Source organism: Phenylobacterium sp. LjRoot219, from assembly GCF_964252995.1.
Taxonomy (GTDB): Bacteria; Pseudomonadota; Alphaproteobacteria; order Caulobacterales; family Caulobacteraceae; genus Phenylobacterium.
Window position 1 is genome coordinate 2,442,190 of the sequence record NZ_CAXUQI020000001.1, and the last position, 14,244, is coordinate 2,456,433.

Consider the following 14,244-nt stretch of genomic DNA (forward strand, 5'->3'; position numbering starts at 1 on the left):
AATGTCTGCTGCTGAACCGCATCGGATCACCAACGCCCTCTCTGTCGACGTCGAGGATTACTTCCAGGTCCAGGCGCTAAGCGGAGCCTTTCCGCCGGCGCGCTGGGACAGTTGTGAATCCCGCGTCGAGCGCAACACCGACGCGCTGCTCGAAACTTTCGCCGACGCCGGCGTAAGCGCGACCTTCTTCACCCTCGGCTGGATCGCCGAGCGGCATCGCCCGATGGTGCGGCGGATCGTGGAGGCGGGCCACGAGCTCGCCAGCCACGGCTACGAGCACGCGCGGGTCGACAGCCAGAGTCCCGAGGCGTTCCGCGCCGACGTCCGCAAGACCCGCCAACTGCTGCAGGACATCAGCGGCGTCGACGTCAGCGGCTACCGCGCCGCGACCTTCAGCGTCGGGCCGCGCACCCCCTGGGCCTGGCGGATCCTGGCGGAGGAAGGCTATGCCTACTCGTCCAGCGTCTATCCGGTGGTACGCGACAACTACGGCGTCCGCGACGCGCCGCGCACGCCATACCGGCCCGAGGACGGCGACGGCCTGCTCGAGATCCCGCTCGCCGCCGTCCGCTTTGGCCGGCGCAACTGGCCCTGCGGCGGCGGCGGCTACTTCCGGCTGCTGCCCTACCCCGTCTCGCACGCCGCCATCGCGCGGATGAACCAGGCCGACGGGATCCGCGCGGTCTTCTACATCCACCCCTGGGAGGTCGACCCCGGACAGCCGCGGGTGGCCGACGCGCCGCTGAAGTCGCGCCTGCGCCACTACATGAACCTGTCCAAGACCGGCGACCGGCTGCGCCGGCTAACCCGCGCCTTCTCCTGGGACCGCATGGATCGGGTGTTCGCCCCAGACCTGCAGCGCCCGACCGTATCCGCCGAGTTGATCCGATGAGCCAGCAGTTCCACCCGGATTGGGACGCGTTCGTCCGGGCCCACCCCGAGGGCAGCATCTTCCAGCTTTCCGGCTGGCGCGACGTGACCCAGGGGGTGTTCGGCCACAAGAGCTATCCGCTGACGGTCGAGCGCGGCGGCGAGTTGCGGGCGGTGTTGCCGCTGACCCAGGTCAAGAGCCGGCTGTTCGGCCACTCGCTGATCGCCAACGGCTTCTGCATCGGCGGCGGCCCGCTGGCGGCCGACGACGACGCCCTGGCCGAGATCCTGGATCGGGCCGAGCACCTCGGCCGCAAGCTGGGGGTCGACTACATCGAGCTGCGCGACACGCCGAGCGCCGGGCCCGGCTGGTCCGCCAAGGACGGCCTCTATGCCTATTTCGCGCGGGAGACCGCGGTCACCGAAGAGGACAACTACCTGCAGCTGCCGCGGCGCAAGCGCGCCGTGCTGCGCAAGGTGATCCGAAGCGGCCTGACGACCACCATCGACGCCACGCCGGACGATTTCTACAAGCTCTACTGCCGCAACATGCACAAGCACGGCACCCCGGCCCTGCCCCGTCGCTACTTCGAGCGGCTGCGCGCGGTGTTCGGCAGCGCCTGCGAAATCCTCACCGTGCGCGGCGACGGCGGCCAGCCGATCAGCAGCGTCTGCAGCTTCTACTTCAAGGACCGCGTGATGCCCTACTACATGGGCGCGCGGGCGGAGGCGCGGGACACCGCCTCGAACGACCTGATGTACTGGACGCTGATGCGCGACGGGGTCGCCCGCGGCTACCCGATCTTCGACTTCAGCCGCAGCAAGATCGGCAGCGGCCCTTACGAGTTCAAACGCCTCTGGGGCTTCGAGCCGCGACCGATCATCCACCAGTATCGGCTGATCGGCGCCGACAGCCTGCCGAACGTGAACCCGACCAATCCGCGCTACGCCACCTTCATCCGGGCCTGGCAGCAGCTGCCGCTGCCGGTCGCCAACGGGATCTCGCCGCTGCTAAGCCGCAGCCTCGGCTGAGACCCCGGCGCCGGCGCGGCCGATCAGCTCGTCCAACACCCGCAATTGCGCCGACCATTGGTGGCGCCGCAGCACGCAGGCCCGGCCGTTGGCCCCGAGATCGGCCGGCGCCGTTCCCGCCAGCACCTGGCCGACGGCGTCGGCGAAGCTTGCTGCGTCGGCGGCGGCCAGCACGTCGCGGCCGACCACCGCGTCGATCCCGTCGAGCGCCTGCGGCGTGGCCACCACCGGCCGGCCGGCCGCCAGGCCTTCCAGCACCTTGTTCTGGATGCCGCGGGCGATCCGCAGCGGCGCCACGACCACCGCGGCCTGCGCCAGGTGCGGCCGCACGTCCGGCACCGCGCCCGTCACCTCCACCCCCGGCAGGCTGGCCAGCGCGCGCACCGCCGGCGCCGGCGCGGCCCCGACGATGCGGAACACCGCGTCAGGCCGGCGGGCCCGCACCCGCGGCAGGATCTCCTCGGCGAACCAGCGGGCGCCGTCGATGTTCGGCGGATAGTCCATGCGGCCGCAGAGCACGATGAGCGGCGCCGCGGCGGCGGCCTCCATCGGCGCGAAGTAGTCGACGTCGACCCCGTTCGGCATCACGTGCAGCTTGTGGGCGCCGGCCGGCAGGAAGTCGGCCAGCAGGCCGCGCTCGGTCTCGGAGATCAAAATCCCCGCCTCGGCCGCGGCGAGCGCTCCGGCCTCGAACTTCACCAGCCGATCGAACTCGCGGCGGTAGATCGCCCGCATGCCGGGCGGCGCGCTCGCGGCGTAGGCGCGCCACTTCTCCGCATCGGCGTCGCAGAAGTCGACGATCACCCGCGTCCCCGGAGCGGTGCGGCCGACCACGTACTGCGCCATGGCCGAGGAAAAGACGAAGACCATGTCCGGGCGGACCTCGGCCAGCACCCGCCGGGTCCAGCGGGCCAGCTCCGGATGGCGGAACCGGGCGACGCTCAAGGGCGCGCCGGTCGGCAGCCCGGCCAGGAGGTTGGCCCGCCGGCGGATCGGCCCCAGCGGCGCGAAGTGCACGTCCTGGCAGATCGCCCGCGCCGCCGGCTCGTGGCGGAGGTCCGCCAGGTCGTCGGCGCCGGCGCCGAGCCACACCTCATGGCGCGCCGCCAGGTGGTGGAGGATGTGGAACGCGCGGATCTTGTCGCCCTTGTCCGGCGGGAACGGCACGCGGTGGGCCAGAAACAGCACCTTCCCCATAAAGCGCGCGCTCCATCGCTTTCGACAATGCCGAGGTCGCGGACCGGCGCGCAATGTCGAAGCGACCTGAGCACCGGGGCAGCCTTGAGGAACGAGCATGTGCGGCATTGCGGGCCTCTTCGACATCAAAGGATCGAGGCCCTACGAGGCGAGGTTGCTGGAGGAGATGACCGACGTCATCGCCCATCGCGGGCCTGACGGCGCGGGCCTGCACCTCGAGCCCGGCGTCGCGCTCGGCCACCGCCGGCTGGCGATCATCGATCTGGCCGGCGGCGCGCAGCCGATGCGCACCGCCGACCGCAGCCTCACGGTCGTGTTCAACGGCGAGATCTACAACTTCCTCGAACTGCGGGCCGAGCTGGAGGCCAAGGGCGCGCAGTTTGTGACCCGCAGCGACACCGAGGTGCTGCTGCACGGCTGGCGCGCCTGGCGCGAGCAGCTGTTCGCGAAGCTGAACGGCATGTTCGCCCTCGCCCTCTACGACGCGCGCGACGAGACGCTGGTGCTGGCCCGCGACCGCTTCGGCAAGAAGCCGCTGCACTACGCCCTGCTCGACGACGGCGGCCTGGCGTTCGGCTCGGAGATCAAATCGCTGTTGCGGGTCCCGGCGATCGGCCGCGAGCTCGATCCGCACGCCGTCTCCGACTTCTTCGCGCTGGGCTACGTACCGGACCCGAAGACCATCTACCGGGCCATCCGCAAGCTGCCGCCGGGGCACCTGCTGATCGCCCGCCGCGGACGCGGGACCACGCTGCACCGCTACTGGACGCTGCTCGACACCCTCGGCCAGCCCGATCCCGGCCCCGAGGCGTTGGCCGATCGGCTGCGCGCGGCGGTGGGCCGCCGGCTGATCTCCGACGTGCCGCTCGGCGCCCTGCTGTCCGGCGGTGTGGATTCCAGCGCGGTCGTGGCGCTGATGACCGAAGCCGGCTGCCGCACTCCCCGCACCTTCTCGATCGCCTTCGCTGAGCGCGACTACGACGAGACCCGCTACGCCGCCCTGGTCGCGGAGCGCTACGGCGCCGACCATGAGGTGCGCCAGCTCGATCCCGACGACTTCAGCCTGATCCCCCGCCTGCCGGAGATCTACGACGAGCCGTTCGGCGACGTCTCGGCGATCCCGACCTTCGCGGTCTGCGCCCAGGCGCGCCGGTTCGTCACCGTCGCCCTGTCCGGCGACGGCGGCGACGAGGCGCTGGCCGGCTATCGGCGCTACGCCTTCCATCTGCGCGAGGAGCGGCTGCGCGGCCATGTCCCGGCGGGCCTGCGGCGCAGTCTGTTCGGAACCCTGGCTGATCTCTATCCGCAAGGCTCCTGGCTGCCTCAGCGGCTGCGTGCCAAGGCCACGTTCCGCGAGCTCTCCCTCGATCCGGCCGACGCCTACGTCCGCATGGTCTCGGCGCTGCATGAGCCGACCCGCGCCCGGCTGCTCTCCGGCGACTTCCAGCAGACGCTCGGCGGCTACGATCCCGGCGAGGCGGTCCGCGAGGCGTTCAACGTCGACGCGCCGCTCGATCCGCTGCAGCGGGCGCAATACGCCGACGTCATGACCTATCTGCCGGGCGACATCCTGACCAAGGTTGACCGCGCCAGCATGGCCAATTCGCTCGAGCTGCGCTCGCCGATGCTGGATCCGGAGTTCTTCGCCTGGTCGTTCGCCCTCCCGCCGGAGCGCAAGATCACCGCCGCCGGCGGCGGCAAGACCATCCTCAAGGAGGCCATGGCCGACCGGCTGCCGCACGACCTGCTCTATCGCCCGAAACAGGGCTTCACCGTGCCGCTGGCCCGCTGGTTCCGCGGACCGCTCAGCGAGCAGGTGCAGGGGCTCGCCGAGAGCTCGGCCCTGGTCGAGTCCGGGATGATCGACCGCGACACCGTGCGTCGCCTCGCCCGCGGCCACCTCGGCGGCGCGCAGGACAACTCCAAGGCACTTTGGCTGTTGTGGGTGTTCGACGCCTTCCTGGCGCACAGCACAGCCGCGCCGCGCGCCCTGCCCAGCTCAGCTGAGCGGCCGGATCGGATGCGGATGGCTCAAGGCTTGGGCGCGGCCTGACCGCCGCCAGCCTCTACGATGGCTCTAGGAAAGACGCAGCACCAGCGCGACGGCCGCCCAGGCCAGTCCCGCCATCACGAACCAGATCAGCAGCGACAGGCCGAGCGACAGCGGCTGATCCTTGCGGGTTTCGACGGCGTCGGCGTGCTGCGCCGGCCGAGCCTCGTCCGCGTCTCGTCGCCGCGCGTGACCCATCAGATCGGCTTCCTTAAACGCCCGCCCCGCTACGGGATACAGCCTGCGCTGAGTCGTCCCTGGCATCCCGCGTCTTCATCGTGAGTAGCGTTGCCGGCCGATTGCGGCAACTTCACGGTGATGATCGCCTAGGCGGCGCCTTCCAGCGAGGTGGCAAGATGTCGCCGGGCCTCGCGCACGCTCTCGATCGAGCGGCGATGCTCGAAACCGGCCTTGCCGACGGCGGTGAGCAGCGCCCGATTGGCCCGGGCGGTCTCCTCCCAGCCGAAGCCTTCGGAATAGCGACGGGTGGCCTCGCGGCTGGGCATGTTCCCGCGCAGCTTCTCCAGCACGCCGGCCAGCGCCGCGGCGGTGCGGTTGCGCACCAGCAGCCCGGCCGCCGGCGAGCGGACGATCTCGCGCGCGCCGTTCACGTCGGTGGCGAGCACCGGGGTGCCGCAGGCCATCGATTCCAGCAGCACATTGGCCCACCCCTCGCGCGACGAGGCCAGCACCATGACGTCGGCCGCCGCATAGACCGTCGGCAGCGCGTCGTGCGGGATCTCGCCCAGGAAGCGGACGCGGTCGGCGACGCCCAGACGCTGCGCCAGGGCCTCGAGCTCGGCGCGCAGCGGCCCGTGCCCGGCGATCAGCAAGGTGCAGTCCGGGTGCCGGGTCAGCGCCTCGATGGTCAGCTCATGGCCCTTGCGCGGGATCAGGCTGCCGACCGACAGCAGGACGAAGCCGTCGACCCCGAGCCCGGCGCGCGCCGCCTGCCGGTCGCCGGGGGTGAAGCGCTGCAGATCGACGCCGTTGCGCAGCACCAGGGTGCGCGCCTCGGGCGCGCCCAGACCGAGCAGCCGGCGTCGCAGGTCCTCGCATACCGTGACCAGGGCGCTGGCTTCCTGCGCCGCCCAGTGGATCAGCGCGCGCGCCTGCGGCGTCTCGGGAAGCAGGGTCAGGTCGCTGCCGCGTCCGGTGATCACCACCGGCAGCTTGAGCTCCTGGCCCAGCCGGGCCGCGGCCACGCCATCGGGATAGAAGTAGTGGGCGTCGATCACGTCGAAGCTCTTGCCCGCCGCCTGCAGCGCCCGGGCGGCCCGCAGGCCGGCGCGGAACAGGGAGTCCGGCGTCCAGGCCGTGCCAATCCTCGGGACCACCAGATAGCGCGGGTGCAGCACCTCCAGCCCGTGGCGCTCCTCGCGCCGCGGCGCCGCGGCGAAGGCGGCGTACCGGCCGAAGATCTTGTTCGAGCTCGGAAAATACGGCGTCGGCGCGATCACCGTCGCCTCGATCCCGCCAAGCTCCAGGGTGTGCAGCAGCCGGTTCTCGACGAACACCCCGTGGTTGGGCTGCGCGGCGTTCGGATAGAGGGTCGAGAAAACCAGGACACGCACCATCAGGAACTCCGGCGAGGGGCGGAAGAACTGCGCAGTACGTAAAGTTTGGCCGGTGCGGCGCCCCGCCGCGTTAACGGATGTTGGTCCCTCGACCTGCGAACCGCCCTTTCGCCGCGGATCGCCCAGGCGAACGATCATACGATATGACCAGCTCCGCCGAGACACGTGAAAATGCCCTCAACGATTAGCGCTCCCCTTCAAAGGCAGCGTCGAGGTCCTGAGGAGCAGCGTCAGGTGAAGCTGTTTGGCCACCATGTCGGGCGGACGTTCGCCCTGTTTGTCGCGCTTGACGGCGCGTTGTTCATCCTGTTGCTGTGGGCGTTGAGCCTTGGCGCGAACTGCGCCGGCTGCGGATACCGGCCGCCGTTGGAGCTGCAGTTTCACCAGTCGGCGGCGCTGACCGGGGTATTCCTGCTCACCACCATGTCGATCGGCGTCTACAACAACGACGCCACCCGGGACTTCCGCGTCTTCCTGAAGCGGTTCGTGCTGGCGGCGCAGTTCGTCATGCTGGCGGCGGTCGCCGGCCTGGCCTTCACAGCGTCGGCGACGCTCGGCTGGCGCATGGTCGAGGCGCTCGTGGCGCTGGCCGCGCTGTTGCTGGTGCTGGCGCTGTTGCGGCTGCCGCTGGTCTGGGGCCCCGGCCTGGCCTTCCTGCGCAAGCGTATCATCGTCTACGGCGACGGCGAGATGGCCGACGCGATCACCGCCTTCATCGACGGCCCCGGCCACAGCCATTTCCGGCTGGTGCAGCAGATCAAGACCTGGCGCGCGCCAGCGCTGGCGGCGACCTTCGGCAACCTGACGCTGAAGCAGGCGCGCCTGCAGCTGCAGCTGCTGCCGCTCCACGCGGTCGCCGAAGGCGTCAAGGCCGAGGAGATCGTGGTGGCGGTCGAGGACCGCCGCGGCCTGCCGGTGGACGAATTGCTGGAGTGCCGCCTGCGGGGCATCGGCGTGGTCGACGCCCTGACCTTCTGGGAGCGCGAGGCCGGCCAGATCGACTTCGCGCACGCCGGGCCGGGCTGGCTGACCTTCTCCGGCGGCTTCGCCTTCGATCAGCGCCACCGGATGTACAAGCGCATCACCGACGTCGCCATCAGCCTGGCCTTCCTGTTGTTCATCCTGCCGCTCGGCGTGCTGGTCGCGCTGGGCATCCGTCTGGAGAGCCCCGGGCCGATCTTCTACCGCCAGGAGCGGGTCGGCCTGAACGGCAAGGTATTCAAGGTGTGGAAGTTCCGCAGCATGCGCTCCGACGCCGAGCGCGACGGGGTGCCCCAGTGGGCCAACACCTCCGACGACCGCGTCACCCGCATCGGGCGCTTCATCCGCAAGGTGCGGCTGGACGAGGTGCCACAGATCCTCAACGTGCTGGTCGGCGACATGAGTTTCATCGGCCCGCGGCCGGAGCGCCCGTTCTTCGTCGAACAGCTGAAGCAGCAGATCCCCTACTACGACCTGCGCCACCGCGTGCGGCCGGGGATCACCGGCTGGGCGCAGGTGAACTATCCCTATGGTGCCTCTGTCGACGACGCGAAGCGCAAGCTCGCCTACGACCTCTACTACCTGAAGAAGAACGACCTGCTGCTCGACGTCGCCATCCTGGTCCAGACGGTGCGGGTGATCCTGTTCGCCCACGGCGCCCGATAGCCGTCGGCGCGATCCCTCTTCCTCGTCATCCCGGCCGCCGCGAAGCGGAGAGCCGGTACCCAGGGGCGGCGCCACAGCTCCTCGGTCCCGGATCGGCCAAAGGCCGTGCGGGATGACGAATACTGAAAAGCAGAGCGCCTACGAGGCCCGCAGCCTCAGCATCAGCGGGGCCAGCCAGGGCGCCCGGCGCATGATCGGCAGCACGAGCCGCCAGCGGCGCGAGCGCTGCTCGGCCCCGGCGAGCAGCGCCAGGCCGCGCTCCACGTCGCCATCAAGGATCGCCTGCTGGCCCTCGAGGTAGCGCAGTTGCTGCTCGTAGGTCGCCAGGGTTCGGGCGGCGGTCGCGGCCTCCGGGCGTCCCTGCAGGGCCTGGCAGGCCTTGCGGTAGACGACGCACGCCGCGGTCAGCATCCCGCGGTCGTCGGTCGACAGCGACCCCGCGCGGCGGCGGTAGCGCACCAGGGGCTGCGGCACGATCGCCCCGCCCCAGCCCGCCGCCAGCAGCCGGATCCAAAGGTCGAGATCCTCGACTGAGCGCAGAGCGCCGTCGAAGCCGCCGACCTGCTCCAACGCGCATCGGCGGATCGTCGCGGCGACGAACACCTGCACCTCGCGGCCCAGCACGCGCTCCAGCGTCACCGGGCCGGCCATGGGGTAGCGCTCCGAATAGCGCTGGCCGGCGTAGAGCCGCACGCCGAACATCGTCGCGTCGCAGCTGACGAAGCCGAGGCCATGGTCGGCCTGCAAGGCGGCGACCATGCGCTCGAGATAGTCCGGCTCGTAGAGGTCGTCGCCGTCGAGCAGCGCGACGTACGGCGCGCGCGACGCAGCGACCCCGCGGTTGCGCGCGGTGGCCAGGCCGCCGTTGTCGGTCCGCAGCAGGCGGAACCGCGGGTCGGCGGCGAACGGCGCGAACGCGCCGGCGACGTCATCCGGCGCGCCGTCGTCGACGACGATCGCCTCCCAATGCGGCCAGGTCTGCGCCTGCAGCGAGGCCAGCGCTTCGCCCAGCAGGCCGGCGACGCCGTAGGCCGGCACGATCACCGACACCAGCGGCCGCTCGAGGATCGCGCGTCCCAACAGACCCTCCACCAGGGCCCCGACTAAATTCGGGGGCTCGAGCCTAGAAAGACACTCTCCCAGGCCGCTTCCCTACCATTTGCTCTTTCGCCGGACGGCCCGCGGCCGGACCCTGGGGTCGAGATGGGCGCAGATCACCAGCACAACGATATTTCCCGGACGGCGTCCGCATGAAGGTCCTGCACGTCCTGCCGTTTCCCGGCGTCGGCGGCACCGAGATCGCGACGCGACGCATCGCCGATGCGGTGCGGCCGTACGGGGTGCACAGCGCGGCCCTGCTGCTCCAGCCGACCGCCGACCAGCTCGCCTACTTCGAGGAGGCCGGCGTGCCCTGCTTCGCCGACCTGCGCCGCCCCGAACCCAGCCTCGTGCGCGAGGCCGCGGCCTTCCTGCGGGACTCCTGGGCGACGGCGCGGATCTGCGGGCGGTTCGACCTCGTGCACTGCGCCGACGTCTCGGCGGCCTACCACGTGGGCGTCGCCGGGCGGATGGCCCAGCGGCCGGTGCTCTGCCACGTGCGCAACCGCGAGGCGCAGATCGGCCGGCGCAGCCGCATCTTCATCGGCGCCGCCAGCCATTTCGCCTTCGTCTCGCAGGACACCCGCGAGCGCTTCCCGATCCCGATCCCGCAACAGCGCAGCAGCGTCCTCTACGACGGCGTGGAGATCGCGCCGCCCGCCGCCCCGGCGGCGCGGGAAGCCACCGCCCGGGCGGTGCGCGCCGAGTTCGGCCTGCCGCAGGACACCGTGATCGCGGCGATGTTCGCGCGGGTGAACCCGCAGAAGGACTACCAGACGCTGATCCGGGCCGCGGCGCTGCTGCGTGACGCGCACCCGCAGTTGCGCTTCCTGATCGTCGGCGACAACGCCAACGTCCCACTGAACCGGCAGCACTTCGAGCAGGTCCAGGCCCAGGCCCGGGACGCCGGCGTGCTCGACCGGTTCGTGTTCGCCGGCTTCCGCAGCGACACCGAGCGGCTGATGCTGGCCGCCGACCTCTGCGTGCTGTGCACGCATTTCGAGGGCCTGCCGCTGGTCGTCATCGAGGCGATGGCGGCCGGCCGGCCCTGCGTCGCGACCGCCGTCGACGGGGTGCCCGAGACGCTCACCGACGGCGAAACCGGGCTGCTGCACGCCCACGAGGACGCCGCCGGCCTGGCGGCGGCGCTCGCGCGCCTGATCGAGGGCCGTGACCTGGCGGCGCGGATCGGCGCCAACGCCCGCGCCGAGGCCGAACGGCGCTTCAGCCGCCAGCGCTTCGCGCGCGACGTGACGGCGCTCTACCGTCGGCTTCAGGCGGCCGGCACCGGCCTCGCCAGCAGCTCGCCGTAGCGCCTGAACATGGTCTGGGCGTCATAGTCGCGCTCGGCCTTCAGCCGGTTCGCCGCGCCGACCCGCCCGCGCAAGCCTGCGTCCCGCAGGAGCGGCCGCAACGCCGCAGCGAGCGCCGCGTCGTCCTTGTCGGCCACATAGGGGCGGTTCTCGGCCGCCAGCATCTGCGGCACGTCGCCGACCGCGGTGGCGGCCACCGGCAGGCCGCTCGCCATCGCCTCCAGCACCGACAGCGGCATCTGCTCGGTGTCGGAGGACAGGGCGAAGACGTCCAGCGCCCGATAGGCGCGTGACGGATCCTCCAGCGCGCCCTCGAACGCCACCATGTCAGTGAGGCCGAGCTCGGCGGCCAACGCCTCCAGTTTCGGGCGCTCCGCCCCCTCGCCGACGATCGACAGGCGCAGCGGCGTCCCCTCGTCGCGCAGCAGGCGGGCCGCGCGCAGCAGGCGCGAGAGGTTCTTCTCCGCGCGCAGGGCCGCGACCGTGCCGACCAGCGGCGGCTCCGTCGTGCGCGCCCGCGCCTTGGCCTGGACCTCGGTCGCCGGCCGGAAGCGCTGCAGGTCGAGGCCGTTGGGAATGTAGTGCAGCCGCGCCGGCGGCAGACGCCAGATCTCGGTCGCGATCTTGCCAAGCGTCAGCGACGGCAGCACCACGTTGCTGCGCCGCAGGACCAGCCGACGCGTCAGCACGCGCCGCCGGATCTGCGTCAGCGCCTCCTCCGGGCCAAAGCCGTCCTCGATGTGGACATGCCGCACGCCGCCCGGCGCGAGGTTGGCCATCGCCCACTCGATCGAGCCCCAGTTGTGGGTCACCAGCACCTCCGGCGCCAGCTCGGCCAGCGCCCAGCGGAAGGCGGCGAGGTTCGCGAGCAGGCCGCCGTTGGTCTTCAGCGCCGGAAAGACCACGTCGAGCGTCGGCGACAGCCGCTCGGCGCAGTCGTAGCGCCCGTCCATGGCGACGATCGCGTGCCGCCAGGCCCGGCCGTAGTGATTGGCCAGCGCCGCGAACCGGACCTGCGGCCCGCCCACGGCGAACGTCGCGAAGACGCTCAGCACCAGCGGGGCCGGCGCGCTCATCGCGCGTGAACCGCCACCGCGAGGCGCGCGAAGGTCCGCGGATCCACCGTCGGGATCCAGCCGAGGTCGCGCCGGGCGTCGTCGCAGTCGAACTTCGCCCGCAGCCCGCGCGAGAGGATGTCGCGGTGCGACGGCAAGGGGGAACGGCGGCCGCCGGCCCGCTTGATCGTCCACTTCGCCAGTTCGCCCGCCCACAGCCCGGCGGGCAGGCTTGGGTGGAAGCGCAGCGGCCGGCCGGTCGCCTCGGCCAGGTCCTGCATGTATTCGCGCGCGCTCGGCCGCACGTCGCCGACGAGGTTGTAGCAGCGCCCCTCCACCGCAGTGTCGGTCAGGGCGGCGAGCACGATCGCCTCGGCCACGTCCTGGACCAGGACGAACGGCAACGCGTTGCGCCCGAGGTTCCAGCCAACGCAGTGCTGGTCGTTGTTGAAGAAGCCGAGGCCGCTGTGGAACGCCGCCGTGCCCTCGCCCACCACCAGGCCGGGCCGCAGGATGCAGACCGGCAGGCCCTCGCGCGCATGCATCTCCAGCAGCATGCGGTCGCATTCGGCCTTGGCCCGGGCGTAGTCCGCCCGCCGCCACGCCAACGGATCGGGCGGGGTCGCGCCGGTGATCGGCGCGCCTTGCGGCCCGAGGTAGAGACCGGCGATCGAGCCGATGTGCAGCATGCGGCGCACGCCTAACGCCAGGCTGATGCGGGCCACCGTCTCGGCCCCGCCGACCATCCCGGCGCGGACCTGCTCGTAACTCGCGCCGCCGCCGCCGTGGGCGAGATTGACCACCACCCCGGCGTCGCCGATGGCGCTGCGCACCGTCTCGTAATCGCGGATGTCCCCGCGATGCAGCACGACGTCCTCGTGCTGAAGCTCCGCCGGCAGGTTGCGGATCGAGCGCGCGAGCACCGAGACCCGCTTGCCCTCGGCGAGGAAGCGCTGAACCGTCTGGGCGCCGATGAAGCCGGTCCCGCCGAGCACCGCGACGTCGGGCGCGGGCGCGCGTCGCGCCGCACGGCGCGGCGTGGCCGCCGCCGCGGGCGCCGGGGCGGGCGCGCCGAAGGCCTCGTCGCGGATCGCCTCGCAGACCGAGACCAGGGCCGCGCCGAACCGCCCGTCAGTCTCGTAGGACGCGCCGGTCTCGATCGCCTCATAGAAGGCGCCGATGCTGCCCTGCATGCTGCGCAGGAACGGCTCGCTCGGACGCTGCAGCCGCAGGGTCGACAGCGCGTAGTCACTCGCGTTGCGCACCGCCCCGCCGAACACCGCCCCGGCGGTGCGCACGCCGGAAATCAGCCCGTCGGCCGCCTCCAGCCAGCGGGTCCGGCCGTGCGCGTAGCAGCGGTTGGCGAGGATGTCGGCGACCAGCACACCGTCGTCACAGACCACCGTCAGCTGCCAGAACGGATAGGACTGGCCGACCGCGAAGCGCAGCTGCGCCGGCGTCTCGGCGCAGTCCAGCGTCGCCGTCACCGCCGGGAACAGCGGCACGCCCGGGGCGATCTCGGTCGGCGGCCCGGCGATCGCCCGAAGCCCGCGCACCGCGCCGGCGACGGCGACGATCTGCGACAGCGGATGGACCGCCTGCTCCAGCAGGATGTTGCCCGGCTGGTGGAACATCCAATGGCCGAACTGCCGCGCCGCGAGTTGGCGCAGTTGCACGTTGTAGATGCAGTCGACGAAGCGCGGCTTGCCGTAGGTCCCCGCAGCCAGCGCCCGGCGCAGGCGAGCGAAGGCCGGGTGGAAGACGAAGTTCTGGTTGACCCCCAGGGTCGCGCCGGTGCGGCGGGCGGCGGCCAGCAGTTCGTCGCATTCCGCGCGCGAAGTCCCGAGCGGCTTCTCCAGCAGCACTGAGCAACCGGCCTCGAGCAGCGGCATCGCCGCGTCCCGGTGCACCTGCGGCGGGACCATGACATGGGCCGCATCCAGCTGTTCGGCGCGGATCGCGGCGGTGGCGCTGTCGTGCACGCTGCCGGCGCCGAGGCTGTCGGCCAGGCGACGGGCGGCCGCCAGATCCGGGTCGACGACCGCCGCGATGCGGACGCCCGGCATCGCCTGCAGAACCCTGGCGTGCGTCGCGGCGATGTTGCCGGCCCCGACCAGACAGACGTTGCGCGGTCGTCCGAGCGCGCGGCGCGCGACCTCGACGACGCGGCCCGTCGGGGCGCGTCCGGCGTCCTCGTCGGCTGCCGCCTGCCCTGCGGTCGGGCCTGACGCGAGGTCGCGGGGCTGGGTGAGATTTCGGGTGTTCATGAGGCCTGTCGCGAGGGCAGCTTCGGTCTTCCGCCGACCCTTCCACGTCCGCTCAGAGCGGGCGCCATCATTTGGTCGAGCGCCCGTATCGCCGCCGATTTCCGCGTGTCGACGACGGTCCGTCGGGCTCCCGACCCA

The 14,244-nt window shown here is 71.8% G+C and carries 11 protein-coding genes; 5 read left to right on the plus strand and 6 right to left on the minus strand.

Annotated elements, in window-relative coordinates; all coding sequences use genetic code 11:
• Position 1: 1 nt before the first annotated feature.
• The gene (locus ACSQ14_RS12020) at positions 2-892 is read left to right on the plus strand and encodes an XrtA system polysaccharide deacetylase (protein ID WP_436012994.1); all 891 of its coding nucleotides are present in this window, start codon (positions 2-4) and stop codon (positions 890-892) included.
• The gene (locus ACSQ14_RS12025) at positions 889-1,902 is read left to right on the plus strand and encodes a FemAB family XrtA/PEP-CTERM system-associated protein (protein WP_436012996.1); all 1,014 of its coding nucleotides are present in this window, start codon (positions 889-891) and stop codon (positions 1,900-1,902) included. Before ACSQ14_RS12020 ends, ACSQ14_RS12025 begins: the two co-directional genes overlap by 4 nt.
• On the opposite strand, the gene ACSQ14_RS12030 is transcribed toward ACSQ14_RS12025, so the two are convergent.
• Positions 1,882-3,099 (minus strand): TIGR03087 family PEP-CTERM/XrtA system glycosyltransferase, encoded by a 1,218-nt coding sequence (locus tag ACSQ14_RS12030; RefSeq protein ID WP_436012998.1) that lies wholly within the window; start codon positions 3,097-3,099, stop codon positions 1,882-1,884. The genes ACSQ14_RS12025 and ACSQ14_RS12030 overlap by 21 nt on opposite strands.
• A 97-nt stretch (positions 3,100-3,196) precedes the next feature.
• Between ACSQ14_RS12030 and asnB the strand changes: the two genes are divergently transcribed.
• On the plus strand, positions 3,197-5,152 hold the full coding sequence (gene asnB, locus ACSQ14_RS12035; protein WP_436013000.1) for an asparagine synthase (glutamine-hydrolyzing): 1,956 nt from the start codon (positions 3,197-3,199) through the stop codon (positions 5,150-5,152).
• Positions 5,153-5,176: 24 nt separating this feature from the next.
• Here asnB and ACSQ14_RS12040 read toward each other — a convergent pair whose 3' ends face one another.
• Positions 5,177-5,347 (minus strand): hypothetical protein, encoded by a 171-nt coding sequence (locus tag ACSQ14_RS12040; protein ID WP_436013002.1) that lies wholly within the window; start codon positions 5,345-5,347, stop codon positions 5,177-5,179.
• A 128-nt stretch (positions 5,348-5,475) separates the two neighbouring features.
• Positions 5,476-6,726 carry a glycosyltransferase family 4 protein gene (locus ACSQ14_RS12045; protein WP_436013004.1) on the minus strand — a complete coding sequence of 417 codons (1,251 nt, stop codon included), beginning with the start codon at positions 6,724-6,726 and terminating at the stop codon, positions 5,476-5,478.
• Positions 6,727-6,960: 234 nt separating this feature from the next.
• On the opposite strand from ACSQ14_RS12045, the gene ACSQ14_RS12050 reads away from it, so the two are divergent.
• Positions 6,961-8,373, plus strand: coding sequence for a TIGR03013 family XrtA/PEP-CTERM system glycosyltransferase (locus ACSQ14_RS12050; RefSeq protein ID WP_436013006.1), 1,413 nt, complete (start codon positions 6,961-6,963; stop codon positions 8,371-8,373).
• A 138-nt stretch (positions 8,374-8,511) separates the two neighbouring features.
• Here ACSQ14_RS12050 and ACSQ14_RS12055 read toward each other — a convergent pair whose 3' ends face one another.
• Positions 8,512-9,453 (minus strand): glycosyltransferase family 2 protein, encoded by a 942-nt coding sequence (locus tag ACSQ14_RS12055; protein WP_436013008.1) that lies wholly within the window; start codon positions 9,451-9,453, stop codon positions 8,512-8,514.
• Positions 9,454-9,623: 170 nt separating this feature from the next.
• On the opposite strand from ACSQ14_RS12055, the gene ACSQ14_RS12060 reads away from it, so the two are divergent.
• Positions 9,624-10,784, plus strand: coding sequence for a glycosyltransferase family 4 protein (locus ACSQ14_RS12060; protein WP_436013010.1), 1,161 nt, complete (start codon positions 9,624-9,626; stop codon positions 10,782-10,784).
• Here the strand turns inward: ACSQ14_RS12060 and ACSQ14_RS12065 are convergent.
• Together ACSQ14_RS12065 and ACSQ14_RS12070 are read right to left on the minus strand one after the other, a co-directional pair.
• Positions 10,745-11,860, minus strand: coding sequence for a glycosyltransferase (locus ACSQ14_RS12065; RefSeq protein WP_436013012.1), 1,116 nt, complete (start codon positions 11,858-11,860; stop codon positions 10,745-10,747). The two genes, ACSQ14_RS12060 and ACSQ14_RS12065, sit on opposite strands and share 40 nt — an antisense overlap.
• Positions 11,857-14,106 (minus strand): NAD-dependent epimerase/dehydratase family protein, encoded by a 2,250-nt coding sequence (locus ACSQ14_RS12070; RefSeq protein WP_436013014.1) that lies wholly within the window; start codon positions 14,104-14,106, stop codon positions 11,857-11,859. Before ACSQ14_RS12070 ends, ACSQ14_RS12065 begins: the two co-directional genes overlap by 4 nt.
• Positions 14,107-14,244 lie beyond the last annotated feature (138 nt).

Coding starts and splice junctions, on each gene's coding strand:
- ACSQ14_RS12065 (WP_436013012.1), bottom strand. CDS start 11,860: ATGAGCGCGCCGGCCCCGCTGGTGCTGAGCGTCTTCGCGACGTTCGCC.
- ACSQ14_RS12060 (WP_436013010.1), top strand. CDS start 9,624: ATGAAGGTCCTGCACGTCCTGCCGTTTCCCGGCGTCGGCGGCACCGAG.
- ACSQ14_RS12025 (WP_436012996.1), top strand. CDS start 889: ATGAGCCAGCAGTTCCACCCGGATTGGGACGCGTTCGTCCGGGCCCAC.
- ACSQ14_RS12070 (WP_436013014.1), bottom strand. CDS start 14,106: ATGAACACCCGAAATCTCACCCAGCCCCGCGACCTCGCGTCAGGCCCG.
- ACSQ14_RS12040 (WP_436013002.1), bottom strand. CDS start 5,347: ATGGGTCACGCGCGGCGACGAGACGCGGACGAGGCTCGGCCGGCGCAG.
- ACSQ14_RS12030 (WP_436012998.1), bottom strand. CDS start 3,099: ATGGGGAAGGTGCTGTTTCTGGCCCACCGCGTGCCGTTCCCGCCGGAC.
- ACSQ14_RS12020 (WP_436012994.1), top strand. CDS start 2: ATGTCTGCTGCTGAACCGCATCGGATCACCAACGCCCTCTCTGTCGAC.
- ACSQ14_RS12045 (WP_436013004.1), bottom strand. CDS start 6,726: ATGGTGCGTGTCCTGGTTTTCTCGACCCTCTATCCGAACGCCGCGCAG.
- asnB (WP_436013000.1), top strand. CDS start 3,197: ATGTGCGGCATTGCGGGCCTCTTCGACATCAAAGGATCGAGGCCCTAC.